The organism is Collinsella aerofaciens, from assembly GCF_040910185.1.
Classification (GTDB): domain Bacteria; phylum Actinomycetota; class Coriobacteriia; order Coriobacteriales; family Coriobacteriaceae; genus Collinsella; species Collinsella aerofaciens_BF.
Genome location: NZ_JBDGBA010000011.1, coordinates 41,306 through 63,484 on the forward strand (window position 1 = coordinate 41,306; position 22,179 = coordinate 63,484).

A 22,179-nucleotide genomic window follows, 5' to 3' on the forward strand; every position below is an offset into this window, starting at 1 on the left:
GTGCCTGGGAGCGTTACTCGGCTGCCTCGTCAGCAGCGGCCTCGCTCTGGGTGATGTAAGCAGCCTCGGCAACCATGTCGTCGACATTAGCCTTGGCCTGCTCGACCATGTCCTGGTAGCCGTTCTTGATGCGCATGCCGCACGCGATACCCTGCACGCAGGCATTCTTTACCGGAGCGCTGGTGAGCAGCTTGATGCCGGCCGTGCCAAGCAGAAAACCGCCACCGACAAGCAGGGTGTTAAACGTCGACTTCTTCATGTTGCTTCTCCCTTTTGCCGCACAAGCGCGGCATGGTGCCTTAGCACCCGAGTTCATTAGTTTGCTCGAGCACGCTTTTGAGACTAGTTTAATCGAACTATTATGGTCAACCAAAGTTAACCTTTGGAAATCTTGGTCCCCTTTCCTACAGCTGCCAGGTAGCCGCTTCCTTTTGCAGTGCGACCATGCGGGCAAATTCTCCGCCTGCCGCCTTAAGCTGCGCCGGAGTGCCCTGCTCGGCAACCACACCATCCTTGAGCACAACGATTTTGTCGGCATTTTCCACCGTACGCATACGGTGGGCAATAACGATAACCGTCTTACCTGCAAGCAGACGGGAGAGCGCCTGCTGTACCACGGTCTCATTCTCCACATCCAAGCTTGCCGTCGCCTCGTCCAACAGCACGATGGGCGCGTCTTTGAGCAGCGCACGGGCGATAGAAATGCGCTGGCGCTCGCCGCCGGACAGCCTGGAACCGTTCTCGCCGATCATGGTGTCGTAGCCCTGCGGCATGCGGTTCACGAACTCGTCGCAGTTGGCGGCACGCGCGGCCGCAAGCACTTCCTCATCGGTGGCATCACGACGCCCGAGGCGGATGTTTCCCATCACCGTGTCGTCAAAGAGCAGCACGTCTTGGAACACAATGGCGTAGTCGCGCAGCAGCACCTCGGGATCAACGCCCGCAACATCCACGCCACCCACGGTGACCGTGCCTTCGGTGGCATCCCAAAAGCGCGCGGCCAGGCGGCTCACCGTAGACTTACCGGAACCCGAAGGACCGACCAGCGCCGTAACTTCGCCTTCCTTGGCGGTAAAGCTCACATCGGTAAGAACTTTCTCGCCGGCACGGCCGTCCTCGCCCGCACCATAGCCAAATGCCACGTGATCGAACACCACATCGTGGCCCACGGGCTCAAATTTCTCGCTGCCCCGCGCCACAGGCTCTTCCATGATGGAACGCATGCGCTTGGCAGACGACTCGGCGGCAAACAGCTCGGACATTAACATTAACGCCTGGTCAAAGGGCGCATAGATACGGCTCACCATAAGCAGGAAGGCAAACAACACCAAAAAGTCGACCTGGCCGGAGGCGACCACCGCGGCGCCCGTGACCAGCGTGGTGGCAATGCCCAGACGCAGGATGACAAAGGCGGAGTTGACCAAAAGCCCGTTAGCGAGCTCGCCCTTGGTGGTCTCGCGCTCCTCGGCATCGATCACGGCGTTGAGCCCCTCAAGATAATGGGCCTCCTGATTGGTAGCGCGGATCTCGCGAACGCAGTCGAGCGTCTCTTGAATTGCCTCGGTAACCTTGACCTTCTCGGCGCGCACGCGATCGAACACCGGAGTCATGGGGCCGCGTGTTAGATACAGCACGGCAAAGGCCACGGGAACGCTCCAAAACGCCGCGATCGCCAGTTGCCAGCAAAAGAACAGCGATGCCACGAACACAATGGCACTTGCGATGATGGCGCCCCAAAGCTCTCCCAGCACGTGGCTGTAGGCGTGCTCCATGGCCTGGACGTCACCCATGATGGTCTCGGTTAAATCGGCCAGATCACGACGACCGAAAAATGACAGCGGCAGTTTGCGCAAGCGCTCGGCAATCTCCATACGCTGCTTGCCGCACTCCTCGTAAAAGATGCAGTAGGTGTAGTAATACTGCTGCCAGTTAGAGGCAAAGAGCAACACGAAAAAGACCAGGAGGCCGCCCACGATCGGCAGCGCATCCGGCAGGTCGGCGCCGGTGGCGAGATGTTCGACAAAGCCGGCCATGACCAAGAATAAAAAGCCCATGCCGGCCATGGAAATAAGATTGGTGAGCGTGGTCCAGAAAATGCCGCGTTTTACTCCGGCGACGCCTTTATCGGATAGGAAATACTTCTTTTGGAATGAGGCGAACATTTAGGCCTCGCCTCCCTTCGTGACAGCGGCATCCGCGGTCGCTGCAGTGATTTTCCAGCTCGCGGCCTGTTCGTATTCGGCCCACATCTTGGCATACAGACCCTCTTGGGACAGCAACTCGGCATGGGTACCCGACTCCTGCACGCTGCCCTGGTTGAGCACCACGATTTGGTCGGCGCCCACCACGGTCGAAAGTCGATGCGCAATCATAATGACCGTGCGGCCCGCCGCCAGCTTGCTAAAGGCGCGCTGGATGAGCGCCTCGTTCTCGGGATCGGCAAACGCCGTGGCCTCGTCGAGCACCACGATAGGCGCGTCTTTAAGGATCGCGCGGGCGAGTGCCACGCGCTGGACCTCGCCGCCCGAAAGATATGCTCCGCCGGCACCGAGCATGGTATTGATGCCCTGTGGGAGCTTGGCCACAATGTCGTCGCACTGAGCTGCGGAGAGGGCCGCACGCACTTCGTCGTCAGTGGCCGTAGGCTTGGAGGCGCGCACGTTATCGGCAAGTGTTTGCCGGAACAGCTGGTTGGTCTGGAACACGAAGGCGACCTGGTCCATAAGCTCGTGCGGATCCATATCGCGAACGTCCACACCGCCTACGAGCACTCGACCCGAGGAAACATCCCAAAAACGCGGGATCAAGCTTGCGCAGGTTGACTTACCGCCACCCGAGGGACCCACCAGGGCGAGGGTGCTACCCGCGGAAACGCTAAAGCTCACATGGCTAACGGCAGGTGCTTCGGCACCCTCGTACGTAAAGCTCACGTCCTCAAATCGCACGTCGCCGCCGGCAGGGTGCTTGGGTTGGGCGGGCACGGAGAGCTGCTTGGAATCCATGACGCTTCGAATACGAGCCAGCGAATCGGCACTCATCTGAGAGGCCTCGCCCACAAACATAAGCTTGGTCATGGCCGTCGGCACCACGGCCGAAAATATCGCGTAAAACGTGAAGTTGGCCATAAAATGCGCGAAGTCCGTCTCGCCCGGCGCCAACAGCAACGCCACGGGCAACAGGAATGCCACAAGACCATTGAGCGCGGTAAGGTTGAGTACCTGCGGACCTCGGCAGAACGTGCCCGCATAGTTTTGTGCCATGTCGGCGTATTCGGCGATCGCATCGTGGAAAGCCTTAAAGGAGTAGACCGTCTGCTGAAACACCTTGACCACGGGAATACCGCGTACGTATTCGGTGCCGGTCTTGTTCATCTTGACCAGCGCTCCCATGTAGGCCTTCATGAACTCGGCGCCTTTGCCGCTCATCATGGTAGCCATGGCGCCAAACGAAATGACCACCGAGATGAGGCATGCCGCGCCCAAGCGCCAATCCAAGGCGAAAAGCAGCACAAGCAGGCCTGCGACCATGGCGGTGGCGCCAGCGATATCGGGCAGCATGTGTGCGAGCAAAGTCTCGGTGGAGGCGGCGCATCCGTCTACAACACGACGCAGCTCACCGGTGGCGTGCGTGTCAAAGTAGCCAAGCGGCAGCTTAAGCAGGTGCTCGCTCGTAGTCTTGCGGATATTGGACGCGCAGCGAAACGCAGACAGGTGCGTGCACATGAGCCCCACGAAATAAACTACGATGCTTGCCAAGGCAAAACCAACGGCCCACCAGCCATACATCGCGATATCGGTGGCTTCGCTCCAGTTAGGCGCCACGGCGATAAGGTCTCGCGCGACAAACCAGATGCAGACGTACGGGCCAAAGCTCAGCAGCTGTGAGAGCGCCGAGAGCGCCATGCCCAAATACGTTAGGAATTTGCGGTCGCCGGCATACGCGAGCAGGTCGCCGATGCCGCCGCCCTCCTTTTTTGATCCCTTTGCCATGAGATTCCTTTCTAACGGCTTGAGAGTTAACCGTAGTCAACTTATCATTGATATGTTGACCAAGGCACATAATCGAGCCAGGCTTGGACGTTTCCGCAAAGGAAGGGGACGCTTTTGAAAATGCATCGGGCAGCGACCGACATAACCGAGCTCTACGCACCGCAATTTGAGCAGTTTGGCCTGGAGCTTACCGGCAAGGGCGCCGTCTTTACCGGCGAGGTGGCAAACGACCGGGCACACGGCCGCGCATGGATCATGCCTCTCTCCCCCGCCTGCATCGTCATGGAGCATTTCATCACCCCGACGCACGATATGTACCTGGCCGAATACACACCCGAGCCATACGCCTGCGTGAGCGAAGTCAGCGCGCCCACACTTACATGCATGCCCGAGGCTGGCATAACGCCCGCGAACCTCAAACCATTGCATGGACCGTGGCCAAACAATGCCGTTTGCAGCTTTATCCAAGATAGCTGTGGTGAGGAGTTAAGCCCGCTGTTTGCGGGGGAGCTCTATCACTCGCGCTCGGTGCTCTTTTTGCCTGGATATTTTGACGAACTGGAGCACCGCTATCCCACCGAGTTCGCGGGAATCTTTGAGGCGTTTGCCGAGCCATGGCACGAGGAAGCGGCGTCTGCCATCTGCCACGCGCTGCGCCGGATTAACGAGGACCGCGCCCGCACCGTAGGCGGACACGTCTATATGCAGGGCATCGTGGAGACCATGGTCGCGGAGCTCGCCTGTTCGTGCGCGGCCCACAAGCAGGCGCGGCAGGCAGCAGACACACGCGTCAGCATAACCATTGCCGAAGAAGCAACGGCAATGATTGAGCGCGCGCTCGACAAAGGCAGACGTGTGGGTATCAACGAGATCGCCGAGCGGCTCTACACAAGTCGCTCCAAACTATGCGCCACCTTTAAGGCCCAAACAGGCGAGTCCCTGGGCGCCTACATTCGCAGACGCCGTATGGAACGTGCGCAGGACTTTTTGTCCGACAGCCCCCTCACGATAGCCCAAATAGCCGAGCGACTCGGCTACCCCCAGCAGGCCGCCTTCACCCAAGCCTTCAAACAATACACCGGCATGACACCCACGGCTTGGCGAAGCAAGCATCGCTAAGGCCCAAGCTCCCTGGCCGTAACGGAGCGATTAATTAGCCGCCGCCCGTCAGCTCACCCAGGATCTAAACGTCAAGATGCGCACAATCAAGCGCCTTTTTGATAAGAGGGACAGATCGATCAGCCAAATACAACGGAATGTTGAGCACCCCGTCGTCGAGCTTTAGGTTCTTAAGTGAGTAGCGGACCCTCAATGGAGTCGTCTCCGCATGCTTGTCGGCATAGTACTTAAGGCTCTTGGAATGAACGACCTCTCCCGATTTGACCTCGACGGGAACGATTTCGTTTCCGACTTGAATCAAAAAATCGACTTCGTGCTTCGGCTTCTCGTTTGTCCAATAACGCGGAGTAGCATCTAACTGTGAAAGTAATGCCTGAAGCACATAGTTCTCGGCGAACGAACCTTTGAACTCCGAAAATAGCGCATCCGAGATGGCAAAAGCGGACGCATCCAGCCTTGCCATGCGGCGCAGCAAGCCGACATCAAGACAGTAGACTTTAAATGCCTTGAGGTCATCGTACGCAGAAAGTGGCACACCACCGGCAGCATTAAGGCGAACCGCCGTGATGAGCCCAGCATCGGCAAGCCATTCCAGAGCATCCTCGTATTCTCGAGCACGAGCCCCCTCGCGCACCGCACCCCAAACGAACTTTTTGTTCTCGCGCGCCAACTGAGCTGGAATCGAGTTCCATATTTGCGAAAGCTTGGCGAACTGCGCACGGCCACCATGCTTGGCAAAATCGCGCTCGTAGGAATCCAAGAGATCAGACAACACCTTATCGACCTGAACGATATCGCCCGTCTCCGTCCACCGGCCAAGAGCCTCTGGCATGCCGCCGCATGCAAAATAACGACGAAGATGCTCGACGAGACGGACATGGAAGAAATCGGGCACTGTCTCGATCTGATCCAGGCCGCCAAGGTATTCGTCGTAGTTTGCAGCGCCCTCGGCTTTCAGAAACTCGGAAAAGCTCATGGGGCGCATCTCCATGAACTCGACCTTTCCCACCGGAAAAGCGCTGGTCTCACGGGACAAGCGAACGCCCAACAAAGACCCTGCGCATGCGACGTGATACTCGGGGGCCTCGTCACAGAAGTATTTAAGGGCGCCGACTGCAGAAGGACAATCCTGGATCTCATCAATAATAAGCAGCGTTTCGCCGGGATCGATAGGCTGTCCAAGTGCCAGGGAAAGATTTGAGATGATCCGTCGAGGATCGCGCGTACCTTCGAAAAACTGAGCGTACTCGCTCTGTACCCCAGGTGACGGCTCCTCGAGCGTCAGATACACAAAATTGAGGTACGAGGTTCGGCCGAACTCCTTAAGCGCCCACGTCTTTCCAACCTGGCGCGCCCCCTTAAGGATAAGCGGCTTACGATATTCTGACGCTTTCCAAGCGTTAAGCTTGGCAATGATATCTCGCTGCATGACCGAACCTCCCGCAAAGAAACTTCCGTAAACGTGATATTTCCCACATTTTACCCTAGGTAAAACGTGACATTTATCACATTTACGGAAGTTTTAAGCTCATTTCGCCACACTTTCGTCACATTCAAAAGGCGGAGGCGCATTTTGCGCCTCCGCCACCATCTTTCCTATCAGCCCGCCTGACCCGAACGGCCGAGTCGTCACGGAACCGAGGGGCCGGGCGCAGGGCCTTGCCTCTCAATGAGTTCCGCACGAACAGGAGGCGCCAGTGGCGCCTCCGTCGTGAGTCAGGACTGTCCGAAATTGAGAGGCAAGGCCCTGCGCCCGGCCCCTCGGTTCCCGCTTACGAGAGCGACGTTCTCAGCAACTCGTTGAAGAGTTTCGGGTTACCCTTGCCGCGGCTCGCCTTCATGCACTGGCCCACCAAAAAGCCGATGACCTTCTGGTTGCCGTCACGATACTGCTGCGCCTGATCGGCACAGTTTGCCAGCACTTCGTCCACGATCGGCTGCAGCGCGCCGGCATCGCTCACCTGACGCATACCACGCTCGTCGACGATCTTGTTGGGGTCATCGCCGGTCTGAGCCATGGCCTCAAAGACCTCGTGAGCCTGGTTGGAGCTGATGGCATCGGTCGCCAGCAGCTTGGCAAGAGCCGCCACTTGAGCCGGCGCGATACCGGACTCTGTCAGCGAGACGCCCGCACTCTTAAGATAGGCGATCATCTCGTTCACCAGCAGGTTCGCGACCGTCTGGGCCTCCTTGCCAGCCATACCGGCAGCGACGGCCTCAAAAAACTCGGCAAACTCGGGGTCGCCGGCAATCTGCTCGGCATCGGCCGCCTTAATGCCAAAATCGGCCTCAAAACGAGCGCGCTTGGCATCGGGCAGCTCGGGGATCTCGCCACGGCAGCGGTCGATGAACTCATCGTCCAGATCGAACGGCGCCAAATCGGGGTCGGGGAACAGACGATAGTCGTCGGCCGTCTCCTTGACCCGCATGACAACGGTGCGCTTGCGGCTGGGCTCCCAGTGGCGGGTCTCCTGGTAGATGATGCCGCCCTCCTCGAGCACCTCGGCCTGACGGCAGATCTCGTAGGCTAGACCGTCGTGCAGGCTCTTAAACGAGTTGAGGTTCTTGAGCTCGGTCTTGGTGCCCAGCTTGGTCTCGCCGCGGCGGCGCAGCGACACGTTGCCGTCGCAGCGCATGGAACCCTTTTCCATGGAGCAGTCCGAAATGCCCAGCGTCACAAAGATGCGACGGAGCTTTTCCATAAACAGGCGAGCCTCCTCGGGCGTACGCAAGTCGGGCTCAGTCACGAGCTCAATCAAAGGCGTGCCGCAGCGGTTGTAGTCGACAAGCGACTCGGCAGCGGCGGTAATGCGGCCCTCGGCGCCGCCCACGTGGACCATCTTGGCGGCGTCCTCCTCCATATGGATGCGCAGGATGCGGATAGGCACCGTGTAGGAACCGTCCTCGCGGCGCTCGGGCATCTGCAAGTTAGAAGCATCGTAGCTGGCCAGGTGGCCGGCGCGCTGGTTGCCCTCGCGCATGGTCGACGTCATAGACGTGGACAGGCCCTCGGCGTTGGCCGAAGCGCTCGCCAGGCTCTGGGCCTCGGCCTCGCCAAACGCGCAGTCGGGGCGCTCGGCGGCACCGCGACCGGTCACGTCCAGGTCCAGGTGACCGTACATGGCAAAGGCGACCGGACCCTGCGTGGTCTGGAAGTTCTTGGCCATATCGGGATAGAAGTAGTGCTTGCGGTAGAACATCGAGTGGCGCTGGATCTCGCAGTTGGTGGCGAGACCGGCCTTGACGATGCTCTCGATGGCGCGCTTGTTGGGCACCGGCAGCGCACCGGGCAGGCCCAGGCACACCGGGCACACGTTGGCGTTGGGCTCGTCATCGTGGCTGAGCTTGCAGTTGCAGAACATCTTGGTATCGAGTGCGGTGAGCTCGGTATGGATCTCCAGGCCGATCACGGCCTCCCAATCCTGCAGGACCTCAGAAAGCTCCTTCATTACAGCTCGCCTCCCTTCCCGGCAAAATCGGGCGCGACGGAAAGCGCGGGCGCACCCGTGGCGGCATCGGCAAAGCCGCGCTCCAGGGCGCGGGCAAACGTGAGCAGCTGACGGTCCTTAAACGCCGGACCAACCAGCTGGGCAGAAACGGGCAGCCGAGTATCCTCGCCCAGGCCCAGCGGCACCGAGATACCACCGTTGCCGCAAATGTTGAGCGAGATGGTGTACAGGTCGGAGAGATACATCTGCGTGGGGTCGCTGATCTCGCCAAACTTAAAGGCCGTGCGCGGCGAGGCGGGCATGAGGATGGTGTCCACCTTGGCATACGCGGCGTCGTAGTCCTGCGTGATGAGCGTGCGGGCCTTTTGCGCAGCGTAGTAGTACTTGTCGTACACGCCCGAGCTCAGCAGGTAGGCGCCGAGCATCTGACGGCGCTTGGCCTCGGCGCCAAAGCCGTGGGCGCGCGAGAGCGAGCTCTGGTCGGACAGGTTGGCGCAGCCCTCCTCCTGATAGCCGTAGCGAATGCCGTCGAAGCGGGCCAGGTTGGAGAACGCCTCGGCCGGGCCGATGACGTAGTAGGCGGCGATGGCGGCGTCCAGGTGCGGCAGGTCGACCTCGACCAGCTCGGCACCCTGGTTCTGCAGCTCCTGGGCGGCGCGCTGAACAGCGGCCTTGACCTCGGGCGTCAGGCCCTCAGCCTCCATAAACGCAGGGATAATGCCCACGCGCTTGCCCTCGATGCTGTCGTTGAGATGCTCGGTAAAGTCGACGGCGCAATCCTGGCTGGTGCAGTCGTACGGATCGTGGCCCGCGCCGGTAAGCGCATTCATGGCCAGAGCGACATCCTCGACCGTGCGGCCAAAGGGGCCCACCTGGTCGAGCGACGAGCCAAAGGCAACCACGCCGTAACGGCTCACGGCGCCATACGTGGGCTTAAAGCCCACCACGCCGCACAGCGACGCCGGCTGACGGATGGAGCCGCCGGTGTCCGAGCCCAGCGAGAGCGCGACCTCGCCCGCGGCGACGGCGGCAGCGGAGCCACCCGAGGAGCCGCCGGGCACGCGCTCGGTATCCCAGGGGTTGTTGGTGCGGTGGAACGCCGAGCTCTCGGTGGAGCTGCCAAAGGCAAACTCGTCCATGTTGGCCTTGCCCATGGGCAGGCAGCCGGCATCGAGCATGCGCTGGACGCAAGTGGCGGTGTAGACGCTCTGGTAGTTCTCGAGCATGCGGGAAGCGCAGGTGGTGCGCGTGCCCACGAGGTTCATGTTGTCCTTAATGGCCAGCGGCACGCCCGCGAGCGGGGGCAGCGGCTTGCCTGCGGCACGGTCGGCATCCACGCGCGCGGCGGCCTCGAGCGCAAGCTCGGGCGCTACCTGCAGGAATGCCTGGACCCCGCCCTCGCGCGCCTCGATGGCGGCAAGGGAGGCCTGAGCCACCTCGGTAGCGGTAAAGTCGCCAGCGGCAACGCCCGCGGCGATCTGGGCAGCGGTAAGGGAATCGAAGCTCTGCGCCATTACTCGCTCTCCCCCTCTCCCAAAATGGACGGCACGCGGAAGTAGCGGTCGCGCGCGCTGCCGGCGTTCTCGAGCGCGACATCGAGCGGCAGATCGCGCTCGGGCTCGCGCAGGTCGTCGCCCATCACGTTGGACAGGCTTCCGATGGGATGGAACGTGGGCTCCACGTCGGGCAAGTCATATTGCAAGACGGGCTCGAGCATCTGGACGGCGTCGTTCATGTAGGACGTCATCTGGGTGAGCTCGTCATCGGTCAGTGCGATCTTTGCGTACTCGGCGATGCCGCGCACGTCTTTCTCGCTGAGTGCCATAGGCGCTCCCTTCCGCATAGCAGTTAAACCGCTCTAGTATACAAGGCAACGTCGGCTTGGAGCAGGCGCTTTACCCAAATGCAGCGAAAACGTAACGAGGGCGGCGGTTGGCAGGCGGCGGGCTGGCGATTCTGCAGCGAAACCGCACCGTCCATAGCAAAACCGCACCGTCCATAGCGAAAACCGTACTGCCCACAACGAAATCCGTCTCGCCCGCAACGAAAACCATCACAACATTCGACGCTTTTCGTCAAAATCGCGATTTTCATCGAATGTTGTGATGGTTTGGAAGCCCCGACCACCACAAAGGTGCCTGTCCCCATTGTGGTGGTTCTGGAGAATGTCTTATGCCGAGGCCTTGGCCTTGCGGCGCTTACGGACCGCGTGGATCACGATGTCCAGCAGCAACAGCACAATGGCCACAACCACGATGAGCACGGCAAACTCGCGCTTCCCCCAGTGGCGGCCGGCCAGCGACTTTTGCTTGTCGACGTCCTTCTTGCTGTACTTGGTGCGCACGCAATGCACCAGCAGGCGATGGTCGTTCACGCCGTAGGGCGTACAGGTGACGAGCGTCACCTTGTCGGCGCCGGGCTCGATGGTCAGCGACTCCATCTCCTCGGGCAGCACCACCTCGGAGTCCACCATCTTGTAGGCGAGCGTCTTGTTCATGGTGTGCAGCAGCACCAGGTCGCCGGGCTCCAGCGAGTGGATGTCGTCGAACATGCTCAGGTTGCGCATGCCCGAGTGCGCGGTGAGCACGCAATGCGTCGAGGTGCCGCCCACCGGCAGGCTCGTGCCCTCCAGGTGGCCGACGCCGGCCATAAGGACTTCTTCGCTCGTGCCGTGGTAGATGGGCATGCTCACATCGATGGAGGGGATCTCGACCCAGCTCATCATGGGATCGCGGTCAAAGATGAGCTGCTGGGCGTAAGGCTCGATCTGGTCGGCGGGAAGCTCGGTGGCCTCGCCCGCCAGCTGCTCGTTAAAGGAGCGAGCCTGGAGCAGGATGCGCTCGCGCTCCTCTTCGGAGAGCGCATCCACGGTGCTGGACACGGTGCTGATCTGGTTGAACACGCCCGAGGCCTCGAGCCGGTCCAAGATCCACGGCCAGGTCATAAGGCCCACGCCAATAAGAATGATGACGATGGTGATGAGCCGGTCGGCCCAGCGCGGCAGTCGCTTGCGGCGGCGCTTGGGCTTTGGTTGAGGTTTGGGCTGAGGGCTTGAGCCACCGTTGGCCGCGGCGTTATTGCTCTTCATATGTTTGGCGCCCTGCACCATCGCCGGTCACTCCTCTACAGCTCAGGTTGTCTAAACAAATAATAGCCGATTAGCAGGCTCCTCCGCCCGACAACACGGCTAGACCGCACCGTCCAGTCGAGGATAAGCCAGCATTTGAGTTTTCAAAATGTCCCGAATCGGCGGGGCGATTCGGGATACAATGTCAATAGAAAGCGACGCACCCCGCGTAAGTGTATGAGAGCGCGGGCAGCCTAGTTTTCTGGTTTTGTTAAATGCCCGGGCCTCTAACCCCGGGCATTCTTATTTGCGCTTGTTGCGGCGCAAATGCCTTCTACCGTCCGCACCGCGCGTGCGCCTACGGACCTTAAACCGAACCTCATACGAGTCGAGAAACGCGATGACGAACGTGCCAACCGCCGCGAGGGCGGCGAGCGCGTTAAGGAATTTCAGCATTTGGGGACCTCCGATCGAGTCGTCGGCCGCCCGCGCACGGAATGCGTCGCAAAGCCATTTTACTGCGAGTGTATGCACCCACAGCTGGTAAACGCAAGAATTGCAAACATCTGTTCGCTAACCATACGCTCGATCCCGCAAGCAACGGCGCCCCAGCTGCTATGTCCAAAAATAACGGGGCAGACTCCAGTGCGGAGTCTGCCCCGAAAAGAGAATGGCAAAGCAAGAACGTGGATGGACGAGAAAAGTGTCCGCAAGTCTCATGGCCATCACATCCCACCTGCCAAAGGGATGGGTGAGCGAGCGTTACTCCTGCTCGGACTCCTCAGCCTGCTTACGGCTGCGGATGAGGTGCGCCACGCCGATGCACAGCACCGCGCCACCAGCGATCCAAGTGAAAGTCACGCCGTTAAGGCCGGTCAGCGGGAGGCCCACGGACTTGGTGTTGCCGACATTGATGGTGACCTCGCCGGCATCAGCGTTGGTGCCGGTGTTTTCTTGACCATGAAGAGCATTGTCGCCGACATTACCGTCAAGCTTGCCGAAGGCGATGTCGGTGCGCTTCTCGTCTGCCTCAGACACCTTTGCCTCAAGGGTCTTCACCTTCATCGTGTCATTGTTATACGTCGCGGTGATGATGAAGGTGAAGGGGTCGGCCTTGGTGGGGTACTTGGCAGGGTCGGGGGTCTGGACCTCAGTCACCTTGTAGGAGCCGGCGTCGAGGCCGGAAACGGAGATCTTGCCTTCTTTGTCGGACGTGAACTTCACACACTCGGGAAGGTTTTCAGTATTGGTGACGGTCACGAGCTGACCCGCGACGACACTGACGCCATCAACAGTACCCTCCGTCGAGGCAATATACTGGTTTTCGGTATTCTTGTCCGCGGACTGGATGGTGAAGACGGCATTCTCAAGGCCCTGCTCGGTGCCCTGGTCGACCTTCTTGAGGTTGAGCTTGAACGCAAAGTCGGCGACGGTGTCCTCGATCGTCGTGCCCGTGCCAACGCCATACGGGTTGTTGGAGTACTCAAGCTTAACGGTGTTGGGGTTGCCGCCCTTCTGAGTATTGTCAGTAGTGTTACCAAACACGGCATTGCCGTTGAGCACCGCCTTGTAGAAGACGACTATCTGAGTGCTGGCGTCTACCTCTGAAATCTCCTTGAGATACTTACCGTGCTCTCCCGCATTAGCGTTAATAGCCAAGGTGGTAGTTCCATCAGCATTGGTGGTTGGCGTCACAGTAAAGTTCTCTGTAATGTCGGTATATTGATCAATGTTGTTCTGATCTTTGTTTACAGCAAAAACTTGAGTTTGGCCACCAACATAGCTGAGGCCCTTGGAAAGGGTGTCAGTGAACTTATAGGTATAGCTATCGTAAGTAGCGTAGTTGCTGGCGATCGTGCCGGTGAGCTTGTAATTGACCTCCTGGCCGATCTGCGAATCGGCGACGTCATCCCAATCTTTCACAGGCACGGTCGTGAGGTTATCCTCCGCCTTGTTATCATCAAGAATCTTCTTTTCAACCGTGGGGACGCTCTTCTTAGGGGTAATATTCACAGTTGTGTCCGTACCGTCAATAAGAGCGTACACCGGAGCTGAATAAGCATCGGTCGACTTGTCCTGGGGCTTTACCGTCGTATCAGTGAGGAACAGCCAGTAGCCGGCGTCAAGATTGGAAAGAGACGGCTGTGCGGCAGACGTCTTCTGCCACGTTGCATTGTTCTTCAAATTGTCGGCGATCATGCTCAGAACATTATCGCTTGCGACCTGAGAAGTGCTCCCAGTCACGCCTGACTTCTCGTTCAGCCAATCAGCGGCATCCTGGGCAGTCGTTTTGTTGTAGGCAGGCTCTTTTTTCTGAATTGCACGAACAACTGCGTCCTGAATTGCCTGTTGCTCTGTCACGTTTGTGCCCGCCCACTGAATGTTCTTTACAGTGGAGCCATTTACGTCAGCAGCGAAGATTTGAATGCCCTTATAAGTCGTTGATCCAGCGTAGTCACCGTAATCGAACGTAACGGTCGTGTTGCCCTCAGCAAACGCCATGGTCACCGGCGCCATAACCCCGCCGAAGCTCAACGCTGCTGTGAGGCCGGCGGTTACTGCCAGGCGTGCGATATTCTTGTTCATGCTCATCTTCTTTTCCTCTACTTTCCGTTTGATTCCAATTCGATCGGTCATCATTTGTCTGTGTCTTAGCATCTACTTCGCTACGTCTCGCCCCGCTCTCTGCGGGGCTGCCAGCTACTCTTTATGGCTGCCACCTCCCCGCTTGACCAGGAGCGCGACCACGATGAGCGCGGCTCCGGCGACCGCTGCGGCGGCCGCGGCGTACATTGCCATATCGCCAGTCGAGGGCATGAAGCCTCCGGTGGTAATGCTAGGGGGTGTGCCGGTGGGCGTGTTGATGAGCGACGCCTCCAGGCTGCCCGTCGACCCGTCCGCGCTGTCGGCGCGCAGGGGCGACTCGGCCGTGATGGTGAGCTTGGGTTTGGCGGCGGCCACCTGGTCGACGTCCAGGCCCTCGGCCTTAACCGTCACGGAGCGCGTTCCCTCAAAGGCGGTGTAGCCCTTGGGTGCCTTGAGCTCGCGGACCTCCAGCTTGCCCGAGTCCACGCCCGAGACGGTCACGCGGCCGTCCTCGCCCGTGGTGACGGTAGCCTTGCCCTCCGCATCCCACGTGCCGTCGGCCGCCAGCGTGCGACCGCGGTCGTCGGTGATGCTCAGGACCGCCCCGGCAAGCGGCTTGTCGCCGTCGCTGCCGCGCTTGGTGAGCGCGAGATCCCAGGTGTAGGCGCACGCATCGTCGCTCGGCGTGCGGGTAAAGCCGGCATCGCCGGACTGGTCGGCAAAGGGAGAGCGCGGGTAGCGCAGGTAGACCTCGTTGGGGTTGCCCTTCGCGATGCCGTGGTTGCACGCGCTGTTGAGCGGCGCGTTGTACACGGCGACCACGCGGGCGCCCGCGGTGAAGGCATCGGCCCCGCCGAGCGCGGCAATCAGGTCGCCGGTGCGCACGGTGAAGGTTCCGTCCGCCGCTACCTTGGTGGCGCACTGGGACGTGATGTCGGTCCAGCCCTTCGCGGGCTCGGTGCCGGCGCGGCCGTCCTTACCGGTCGAGACGGCGTCAAAGCCGCCGTCCGCGCCCGCCGCTACGTACACGCGCATGCTCGCGGCGACCTTGGAGGAGTCGAGCCCCGCGCCCATGGTGTCGACGAACTGCACCGTATAGGTGTCGTAGGCCGTGAGCCCCGCCGGGACCGTGGCAGAGAGGCGCCAGTACAGGTCGTCGGCGACCGTGGCGTCGGCGGCCTTCTGCCATGCGGCGGTGCTGTCCTCCAGCACGTGCTTGGCGACCTTGGGCGTCGCCGCCTTGGGCTTGACGGTGACGGCGCTGCCGCCCACCAGGGCCATGATCGGCGCGGTGCCGGCCTCGCCCTGGGCGATGGCGTCGTCGTCGGCGACGATGAGCCAGTAGCCGCAGGGCAGCTCGGCCGTCGTGCCCGCGTTAAGGGCCACGGACTCGGCGTCAGAGCTCTGGAGGGAACGAGCGAGCTGTGCGCTCAGCGCGCTCGTAAGGTGGGAATCGGTGTTGAGCCACTCGGCAGCTTCCTGCGCGGTGGTCTGGGAATTGGGCATGCCGGCGCTGTGCAGCACAGGCAGCGCGGCGTCGCGCACGGCGTCGCTTGCCCAGGCGAGGTCGGTGGCGATCTTAGCGTCGTTGTCGCCGTCGACGACGTTGGCGCTAAAGATCTGGTAGGCGTCGTAGCTGCTCGCCACGGTGCCGCTCACCGTGATGGAACCGGCCGAGGTCGGCGCGGCCTGCGCGGAAGCGGGGAACACAACCGCGCAGGTGCCGATCAGGAGGGCAAGCAGCGCAAACAAGATCGGGAAGGAGCAAACTTTCTTATTCACGACGCTTACCTCCCTTCGCATTCGCCTTGCGACGAATGTGCATCCAGGCCGCAGCAGCGCAAAGCACCGCCGCGCCGGCAAGGTACGTCAGAGTGACGCCCGACATACCAGAAAGGGGCAAAGAGGTGGAATAGGTGTTGGTGAAGGTGGGGGTGGAGATGGGGGTGGAGTTGGGGGTGGAGGTGTCGATGAACGTCCGTTCTTCGGCTTTGGGGTCTGCTGTCCAATCGCCCTTGGAGTCAACGATTCCCTTCTTGTAGGTCACCTTACAGTTGATCTCTCCTTTTTCGGTGTCATACGTTGGCACAACCGTGAACTTGTAGACCGAGTGGTCGTACGTGTAGTGCGAGAACTGCGAACCGTCGGTTTCCTCGCGCACATAGTACGTAAAGGTCTTGAAAGGGCCACCCGTGGAACCATCCGGGTCGTCGGGATTATTCCTGATATCAGAGAGCGAGTACTTGAGCTCAACCTTTTTATTTTTATCAGTGGTGTCCTTGAACAAAAGCGTCTGCTTCGTATCTTTACCAGAGGTGGTCACGGCAGTACCGATGATGTCTTGAAATTTGCTGTCTTTCGCAAGTTGAAGCGTAAACTCCTTCATCTCGCCGCCCTCAACGACCTTAGTCGCGTTAGGAGTCCAGGAACGACTGGGGCACTTGTTGGTGAAGGTTGCACCACTGGTAAGCGCAAAGTTGACAGCGTTTTCGCCTTCAGTCGCTGCGATGGTCGCTGATTCTGTTTCTGACGTTCTTGCGCCGGCGCCGTCATTTTTTACCTTTGTTACTGAAACGCTCCTGACTTTGTAATACGTATATTTAATGTCAAGCACGTCGTGCGATTTCTCCTCATCCTTCACAATCTCAGGATCAATTTTGTAGATGGTTTTGTCGTAAGCCACGTCCTTGTCCGTGCCCGGAACCTCTACCAAGTAGTAAACAAGATCGTCATCGGCATAAACTTCACCCAGATCAAAGGTGAATTTTCCATTCTCATCGTTTTCCACCGTATCGACCACCGAGCAGTCATTGAGCTGCAATTTTCCATCATTAAAGCTAGGGGCCTTACCACCCTTGCCCGGCTTCAAGAGCTGGAACTTGAATTCTCCCGCATAAAGCGCGCGGCCCGTCAGTTTCTTAATGCCGTTGAGCTTCATCTTGGGATACACACTCACCCGCGTGGTGGAGCCGGCGACAACGTTTCCGTTGGTCATGATTCCGCCACCGTGGACGTTGGATTCGTTGCCCGTGATATATAACGAAGCCAGCCCTTTAGCGACATTTTGATCATCAACGGACGAGTCGGACCTTAGGCCAATCATGTACCTGGCCTGGGCTCCGTCATACTTACCGATGGTCGCAGTGTGACCGTCAATCGTGCCCGACCAGCTAGCAGCTCCGCCACCAAGCATCTGACCCGTTACGGCAGCGATATATTCACTGTTAGTACTATCGCGAATAAGAAAAAGATCCTTGTGACCGGCATTTTTAAAATCTTCAGTTATTTCGCCGCCTTTGTTGTTAGGGAGCCAATCCTTGTCATCGGTCTTTTCGTGTGTGCCGCCCGATCGGTTATAACCACCGTCAGAATTACCGTCAGAATTACCGAAAACCGCGATGCCATTGGTATCGGTAATGGCAGTCTTACCAGTCGGGCAAGCGGCAAACCCGCCGCCAAAGCCATTGGCATGATTGTTGGTAATCAGCGCGTTATATATATTGAGGCTCGCCGATTTAATGCCTTGTTCACTGCTACCCTGAACGAACACGCCGCCGCCACCCCAGTCGTTGGTGGTATTGGTCGTATTGTTAGTGATGTAGGCTTTCTTGTCGCTCACGTTGAAATCGCCAACTGTAGGCGCAGAGATACGGATACCGCCGCCCTCCGAGTTTTGCGCCACGTTGCTAGCTATGGTTCCACCAGAAAACGTAAACCCGGAAAGAGCACTATTCCAAGCGCCAGCATAAACGCCGCCGCCAGCCTCGGCAGAGTAGTTGCCCGTGATGTAACCGCCTGCAATTGCGAGACTGCCGCCATTGAAAGCAGCAATGCCGCCACCACCGTGGCAACCGTTACCCTTGTGACTATCATCGTAGTGCTGATATTTGTTGTTAGTAATGTGACCATCCGTAATGGCCACATTAGAGTTCTCAGCACAAATTCCCGCGCCAAAACCGCTTTGAGAATTATTTGTACCGTTACCGGAGATAATACCGCCAACCATGTGTACCGTAGAATTCCGGGCATAAACGCCGCCGCCACTGGGAGCATAGTTACCAGCAATTACGCCGCCAGAGATCTCCAGGGTTGAGCCCTCATCCAGGGTTGAGCCCTCAACATGAATTCCAGCACCAGCACCATCGCTGCCCATAGAAGCACCACAAACGTATCCGCCACTCATGCTGACGGTAGAGCCGTTATCGGCATAAATCAGGTGGCGAACATTTGCGTCCTGATTCGTGGTCAGCACGCCGCTTTGAAGGTTAAACGTACCGCCACAGACGTTGATGAGCCTCATCGTAGAGTGAGCAGTGGTGCCCACGATGGCGCCATTGATGGCAACCTCGTGCTTGAAAAGGGTCTCGGTAGTAGCAGTGGCACTCGAAGTCGAATCAGTCACGTAGTAAGTGAGCTTACTGGGCGTTGTGCCGTCGTAATCGAGCTTAGCAAGGTTGCCGTTTTTGTCGCCATCCTGCTCGAACTTGTTATCAGCCGCCTGCTGCAGATCCTCAATCGTGAGCGTCGCACCCTCGGGCACATTGAACATGGACATGTTGGGCGACTTGCCAGGCTCCACGCCCGAGTGTTTGATCTTATGGCCGTTGAGGTCGATGGTGGTTTCACCCTGGCCAAGCGTAATGTCGCTTGCATACTCAATATCGAGATTCAAGCGATATTTGCCGGCCTTTTTATCATTTTGAAGGTAGTGAGATAGGTCGTCTGCAGAATTAATCAGCGTATATTCGGTCGCATCCTCCGCAACAGGTGGAATTGCGCCCTCATTGCTAGCGTCATCCGCGGTCTGCTCGGCATCCTCGTCCTGCGAGTCTTCCTCGGACAGCCCCTCAGACTGGACATCATCTCCAGTCTCGCCACCCTCAGCGTCGTCACTATTCTGGTTGTCGGTATCCCCATTGTTGGTGTTTTCTACATCAGTAGACTCACTTGAGGAACCCCCCCCCATCACAGTTTCTTCGGTAGAAACCGTCTGGGCATCGTTGGCAATGGCCTGCGAGATTGGGGGCATGACGAGCGACAGCACCAGGCTCAAAACGGAGGCTCCGCACAAAACGCCTGCCAGTACACGGCGCGTCGCTTTTTTACTCTGCTTAGATTTGTCTGAATTCGCTTTCATCGATGTCTCCTCCCCAAGAGACCGCGATCTTGCTCTTTCCCTATCAAACGTATCAGCGCAATCTGTAATTGCGCACGCTTAGTAATGAATATTGTAACGATTGTTTGAACATCTGGGCAAATAAACCGATAGTTTTGTAGCGAATCGTCAATTCTCTTGACAATTGCTCAGATTTATCTTCGTTTATTCGTTATCTATTTTTTGTTTCTACTGGTAATTTAGTTGCCCATCATTTTTTAATGGCATTAGATTTATTTGCACAACATTTTGCTCAAGAGTAAACATCCTGTAAACAGTCGAAAATTGACCATGAGCTGTAGGTCATTTACCGGGAGAAATACCCTACCAAACTGATGAGAATATCTTTAACTCATCGGTAGTCAGAAGCGTAATGTTCAGACAACCATATTGGTATTTGCGCGCAGATTGCAGGCATCAACTCGCCCAAATCGCCTGAGGCCACCGCAAAGGCGCCTATCCCCATTGTGGCGGTTCTCCCCCGGCGCTACAGCAGATGCTCCTCGATAAAGATCGCGATGCCGTCTTTGTCGTTGCTCGCGGTTACAAAATCAGCTGCGGCGCGGGTGGCGTCGCTGCCGTTTGCCATGGCCACGCCCACGCCGGCGTCGGCCACCATGCAGGTGTCGTTATCGGCATCGCCAAACACGCAAATGTTCTCGAGCTCCATGTCGTTGAGCTCCGCCACGCGCACAAGGCCGCGCGTCTTGGACACGCGCGGATCCATGAACTCGTAGAGCCGCTGCGTGGTTTGCAGAGCCGCCGCCTTAACAGTGTTATCGGCAAACGTCGACGCCCGCTCAATCACCCGCGGCATTACCTCGGGCGCCATGGTAAACATCACCTTGGGCTGCGGCTCGCGCAAAAACTCGGAAAAGTCGACCACCTTGTAGGGCACGCCGTCGACACGCGACAAGTGCTCGACGCACGCATTGCTCTCGGGCACATAGAGCACGCCGTCCCGAGGGCAAACGGGCGTTGCCGGCAGGTCTGCCATGTGCTCGCAAATGCGCGCGATGGTCTCGCCCGGCAGCGGATAGCTCAGCTCGTTGATGCCGTGCGCACGATCGATGACTTCGGCGCCGCCGCAGCCCACCAGCACGTCTACCAGGCCTTCGATACCCCAGAGCCCAAACATGGCCTCGGTCGCCTGGGCGTCGCGCCCGGTGCACAGGCCAAAGAGCACGCCGCGCTCGCGCAGAGCGCGAATCGCCGCCACGGTGCGCGGGGACACCGTGTGCTGGCTCGTGAGCAGCGTGCCGTCGATATCGCAGAGTACGGCTTTAATGTGGCTGAAGGTGGTGTCCATGGGGGCCTTTCTGGGTTGTGCGACGGTGCTGGATGAGGTCGAAAGTGGTGTACATGGTATACCAAGGCGCAGGCGCGGCCCGTCAAAGCAAAAACCACCACAAAGGTGCCTGGCCCCTTTGTGGTGGCCGAACCCGAAGGGTGGCCTGGCCGGAGCGCAAACCATCACAACATTCGACGTTTTTCGGCAAAATCGCGATTTTCATCGAATGTTGTGATGGTTTTTACTGCCTTGCGGCACGATCAAAATGTCGGCGTCCAAACAGCAGCAACGCCGCGGGAACCGCCGTCACGACCATGCCCGCCCCGATGAGCGTCTGCTGCACACCAAACGTCGCCGCCAGCCACGGGGCAATCGCCAGCGGGGCCACGCCGGCGAACATGTTGCCAAAGCCCATGACCGAGTTGACGCGACCGAGCTGCTCGAGCGGAGCCGTCGTTTGCACGATCGTGTTGTGGAGCGGGTTGACGACGCCCCAGGCCACGCCAAGGACAATCTGGCCGACAAGGGCTACGCCCACGTACGGCGTCCCCACATAGAGCAGACTTCCCAGGCCCACGGACATAAGTGCCACGAGCAGCGTTTTAAGGTTAACCAAGTGCGGCGGCAAACGGAGCGCGGCCACGGCGCCCAGCACCGCGCCCACACCGCTGGCCGACGAGAGCCAGCCCATCCACTCAACACCGACATGCAGAACATCGCGGTAGAAGAACGACTCCAGCGGGTCAAAGGCGCCGTAGCCAAAGTTTGAAAGGAAAATAATGCAGAACAGCAGGGCGAGGACGCTGTTGGTGAAGACTGTCTTGATGCTAATCGCGAAGGTAACGCGGGAAGATGTGTTGGGGTCGGGGCTTTGTCCCGCACGCTCCCCTTCCTTTGCCGAATCGGCATCCGCATCCCCGGCGACATGGCTGGTCTTCGGCCTAAAGCCCCAACCGGCAACGAGCGCCAGCACTGTAAAGAGCATCATGAGCACGAACACCGCGCGCGACGACGCAGCCGCCGCGACAAAGCCGCCCAGCGTGGGGCCAACGATGATACTCACGTTTGAAAACATGGCGATGGCGGAGTTGATGTCTTTGAGCTCGGCGGGATCGTCGGTGAGATATGCCGGATAGGACGTGGCGATGGGTTGGGCGAATCCCATCACAAAACCTAGGAGCGCCGCGCCGGCAAGGACTGTTCCGGTCGCTCTGCCAAAGGCGATGATTGCCGCACCCGTCGCCAGCGTGCCGACGATGCTCAGCAAGAAATGACGGCGCGGGCCCCAGGCGTCGAGCGCCGCGCCACCCGCAAAGGATCCCAAGATCACGAATACGTTCATAAAGAGGACAGCCAGCGATGTCGCCACGACCGAGGCATCGTCCGCATAGGTGAGCGTCCCGATGACGCCGATAAAATAGCTGGTCTGAAAACCGGTGTAGATGAGAAAGCGCATTGCCACCAGGCGCTTGGCCTGCACGGACAGCGATGACTGAGGCTTTGAGAAAAGAGAGACGAGCATG

At 59.0% G+C, this 22,179-nt stretch carries 14 protein-coding genes; 1 reads left to right on the top strand and 13 read right to left on the bottom strand.

The genetic code is table 11. The features are described 5' to 3' along the window. Nucleotides 1-13: 13 nt before the first annotated feature. The 3 genes from AB5Z54_RS05955 to AB5Z54_RS05965 form a co-directional block, all read right to left on the bottom strand. The gene (locus AB5Z54_RS05955) at nucleotides 14-259 is read right to left on the bottom strand and encodes a DUF6110 family protein (RefSeq protein WP_055250999.1); all 246 of its coding nucleotides are present in this window, start codon (nucleotides 257-259) and stop codon (nucleotides 14-16) included. Nucleotides 260-404: 145 nt separating this feature from the next. Continuing rightward, nucleotides 405-2,162, bottom strand: a complete 1,758-nt coding sequence (locus AB5Z54_RS05960; RefSeq protein WP_368143792.1) for an ABC transporter ATP-binding protein — start codon at nucleotides 2,160-2,162, stop codon at nucleotides 405-407. After that, the gene (locus AB5Z54_RS05965) at nucleotides 2,163-3,989 is read right to left on the bottom strand and encodes an ABC transporter ATP-binding protein (RefSeq protein ID WP_368160745.1); all 1,827 of its coding nucleotides are present in this window, start codon (nucleotides 3,987-3,989) and stop codon (nucleotides 2,163-2,165) included. A 120-nt stretch (nucleotides 3,990-4,109) separates the two neighbouring features. Here AB5Z54_RS05965 and AB5Z54_RS05970 point away from each other — a divergent pair, with 120 nt between their 5' ends. Continuing rightward, nucleotides 4,110-5,108, top strand: a complete 999-nt coding sequence (locus tag AB5Z54_RS05970) for a helix-turn-helix domain-containing protein (RefSeq protein WP_368160771.1) — start codon at nucleotides 4,110-4,112, stop codon at nucleotides 5,106-5,108. Between the two features lie 64 nt (nucleotides 5,109-5,172). Here the strand turns inward: AB5Z54_RS05970 and AB5Z54_RS05975 are convergent, their stop codons facing one another. From AB5Z54_RS05975 to AB5Z54_RS06020, 10 genes are all read right to left on the bottom strand, one after another. Then, a complete protein-coding gene (locus tag AB5Z54_RS05975) occupies nucleotides 5,173-6,537 on the bottom strand; it encodes an ATP-binding protein (protein ID WP_368160747.1) in 1,365 nt (454 codons plus the stop codon). Between the two features lie 343 nt (nucleotides 6,538-6,880). Further along, the gene (gatB, locus tag AB5Z54_RS05980) at nucleotides 6,881-8,557 is read right to left on the bottom strand and encodes an Asp-tRNA(Asn)/Glu-tRNA(Gln) amidotransferase subunit GatB (protein ID WP_368160749.1); all 1,677 of its coding nucleotides are present in this window, start codon (nucleotides 8,555-8,557) and stop codon (nucleotides 6,881-6,883) included. Beyond that, nucleotides 8,557-10,071 (bottom strand): Asp-tRNA(Asn)/Glu-tRNA(Gln) amidotransferase subunit GatA, encoded by a 1,515-nt coding sequence (gene gatA, locus AB5Z54_RS05985; protein ID WP_368160751.1) that lies wholly within the window; start codon nucleotides 10,069-10,071, stop codon nucleotides 8,557-8,559. Before gatA ends, gatB begins: the two co-directional genes overlap by 1 nt. After that, complete coding sequence (gene gatC / locus AB5Z54_RS05990) at nucleotides 10,071-10,382, bottom strand: Asp-tRNA(Asn)/Glu-tRNA(Gln) amidotransferase subunit GatC (RefSeq protein WP_055250987.1); 312 nt, start codon at nucleotides 10,380-10,382, stop codon at nucleotides 10,071-10,073. The genes gatA and gatC overlap by 1 nt, the downstream gene beginning before the upstream one ends. 345 nt (nucleotides 10,383-10,727) lie before the next feature. Continuing rightward, nucleotides 10,728-11,645 carry a class C sortase gene (locus AB5Z54_RS05995; RefSeq protein ID WP_195644591.1) on the bottom strand — a complete coding sequence of 306 codons (918 nt, stop codon included), beginning with the start codon at nucleotides 11,643-11,645 and terminating at the stop codon, nucleotides 10,728-10,730. 741 nt (nucleotides 11,646-12,386) lie between these two features. Continuing rightward, a complete protein-coding gene (locus tag AB5Z54_RS06000; protein ID WP_368160753.1) occupies nucleotides 12,387-14,210 on the bottom strand; it encodes an isopeptide-forming domain-containing fimbrial protein in 1,824 nt (607 codons plus the stop codon). A gap of 114 nt (nucleotides 14,211-14,324) precedes the next feature. Further along, nucleotides 14,325-15,992 (bottom strand): SpaA isopeptide-forming pilin-related protein, encoded by a 1,668-nt coding sequence (locus AB5Z54_RS06005; RefSeq protein WP_368160754.1) that lies wholly within the window; start codon nucleotides 15,990-15,992, stop codon nucleotides 14,325-14,327. Continuing rightward, nucleotides 15,985-19,347, bottom strand: a complete 3,363-nt coding sequence (locus tag AB5Z54_RS06010) for a hypothetical protein (RefSeq protein WP_368160755.1) — start codon at nucleotides 19,345-19,347, stop codon at nucleotides 15,985-15,987. Before AB5Z54_RS06010 ends, AB5Z54_RS06005 begins: the two co-directional genes overlap by 8 nt. A gap of 505 nt (nucleotides 19,348-19,852) precedes the next feature. Then, entirely contained in the window at nucleotides 19,853-20,674 is an 822-nt protein-coding gene (locus tag AB5Z54_RS06015) for a Cof-type HAD-IIB family hydrolase (RefSeq protein ID WP_368160757.1), read from the bottom strand. Between the two features lie 223 nt (nucleotides 20,675-20,897). Beyond that, nucleotides 20,898-22,178, bottom strand: coding sequence for an MFS transporter (locus AB5Z54_RS06020; protein WP_368160759.1), 1,281 nt, complete (start codon nucleotides 22,176-22,178; stop codon nucleotides 20,898-20,900). Nucleotide 22,179 lies beyond the last annotated feature (1 nt).

Bases quoted from the DNA above. Each gene is read 5' to 3' on its own strand.
- AB5Z54_RS06000 (WP_368160753.1), bottom strand. From the start codon at position 14,210: ATGAACAAGAATATCGCACGCCTGGCAGTAACCGCCGGCCTCACAGCA.
- gatC (WP_055250987.1), bottom strand. From the start codon at position 10,382: ATGGCACTCAGCGAGAAAGACGTGCGCGGCATCGCCGAGTACGCAAAG.
- AB5Z54_RS06015 (WP_368160757.1), bottom strand. From the start codon at position 20,674: ATGGACACCACCTTCAGCCACATTAAAGCCGTACTCTGCGATATCGAC.
- AB5Z54_RS05975 (WP_368160747.1), bottom strand. From the start codon at position 6,537: ATGCAGCGAGATATCATTGCCAAGCTTAACGCTTGGAAAGCGTCAGAA.
- gatA (WP_368160751.1), bottom strand. From the start codon at position 10,071: ATGGCGCAGAGCTTCGATTCCCTTACCGCTGCCCAGATCGCCGCGGGC.
- AB5Z54_RS05960 (WP_368143792.1), bottom strand. From the start codon at position 2,162: ATGTTCGCCTCATTCCAAAAGAAGTATTTCCTATCCGATAAAGGCGTC.
- AB5Z54_RS05970 (WP_368160771.1), top strand. From the start codon at position 4,110: ATGCATCGGGCAGCGACCGACATAACCGAGCTCTACGCACCGCAATTT.
- AB5Z54_RS06020 (WP_368160759.1), bottom strand. From the start codon at position 22,178: ATGCTCGTCTCTCTTTTCTCAAAGCCTCAGTCATCGCTGTCCGTGCAG.
- AB5Z54_RS06010 (WP_368160755.1), bottom strand. From the start codon at position 19,347: ATGAAAGCGAATTCAGACAAATCTAAGCAGAGTAAAAAAGCGACGCGC.
- AB5Z54_RS05955 (WP_055250999.1), bottom strand. From the start codon at position 259: ATGAAGAAGTCGACGTTTAACACCCTGCTTGTCGGTGGCGGTTTTCTG.
- gatB (WP_368160749.1), bottom strand. From the start codon at position 8,557: ATGAAGGAGCTTTCTGAGGTCCTGCAGGATTGGGAGGCCGTGATCGGC.
- AB5Z54_RS05995 (WP_195644591.1), bottom strand. From the start codon at position 11,645: ATGAAGAGCAATAACGCCGCGGCCAACGGTGGCTCAAGCCCTCAGCCC.
- AB5Z54_RS05965 (WP_368160745.1), bottom strand. From the start codon at position 3,989: ATGGCAAAGGGATCAAAAAAGGAGGGCGGCGGCATCGGCGACCTGCTC.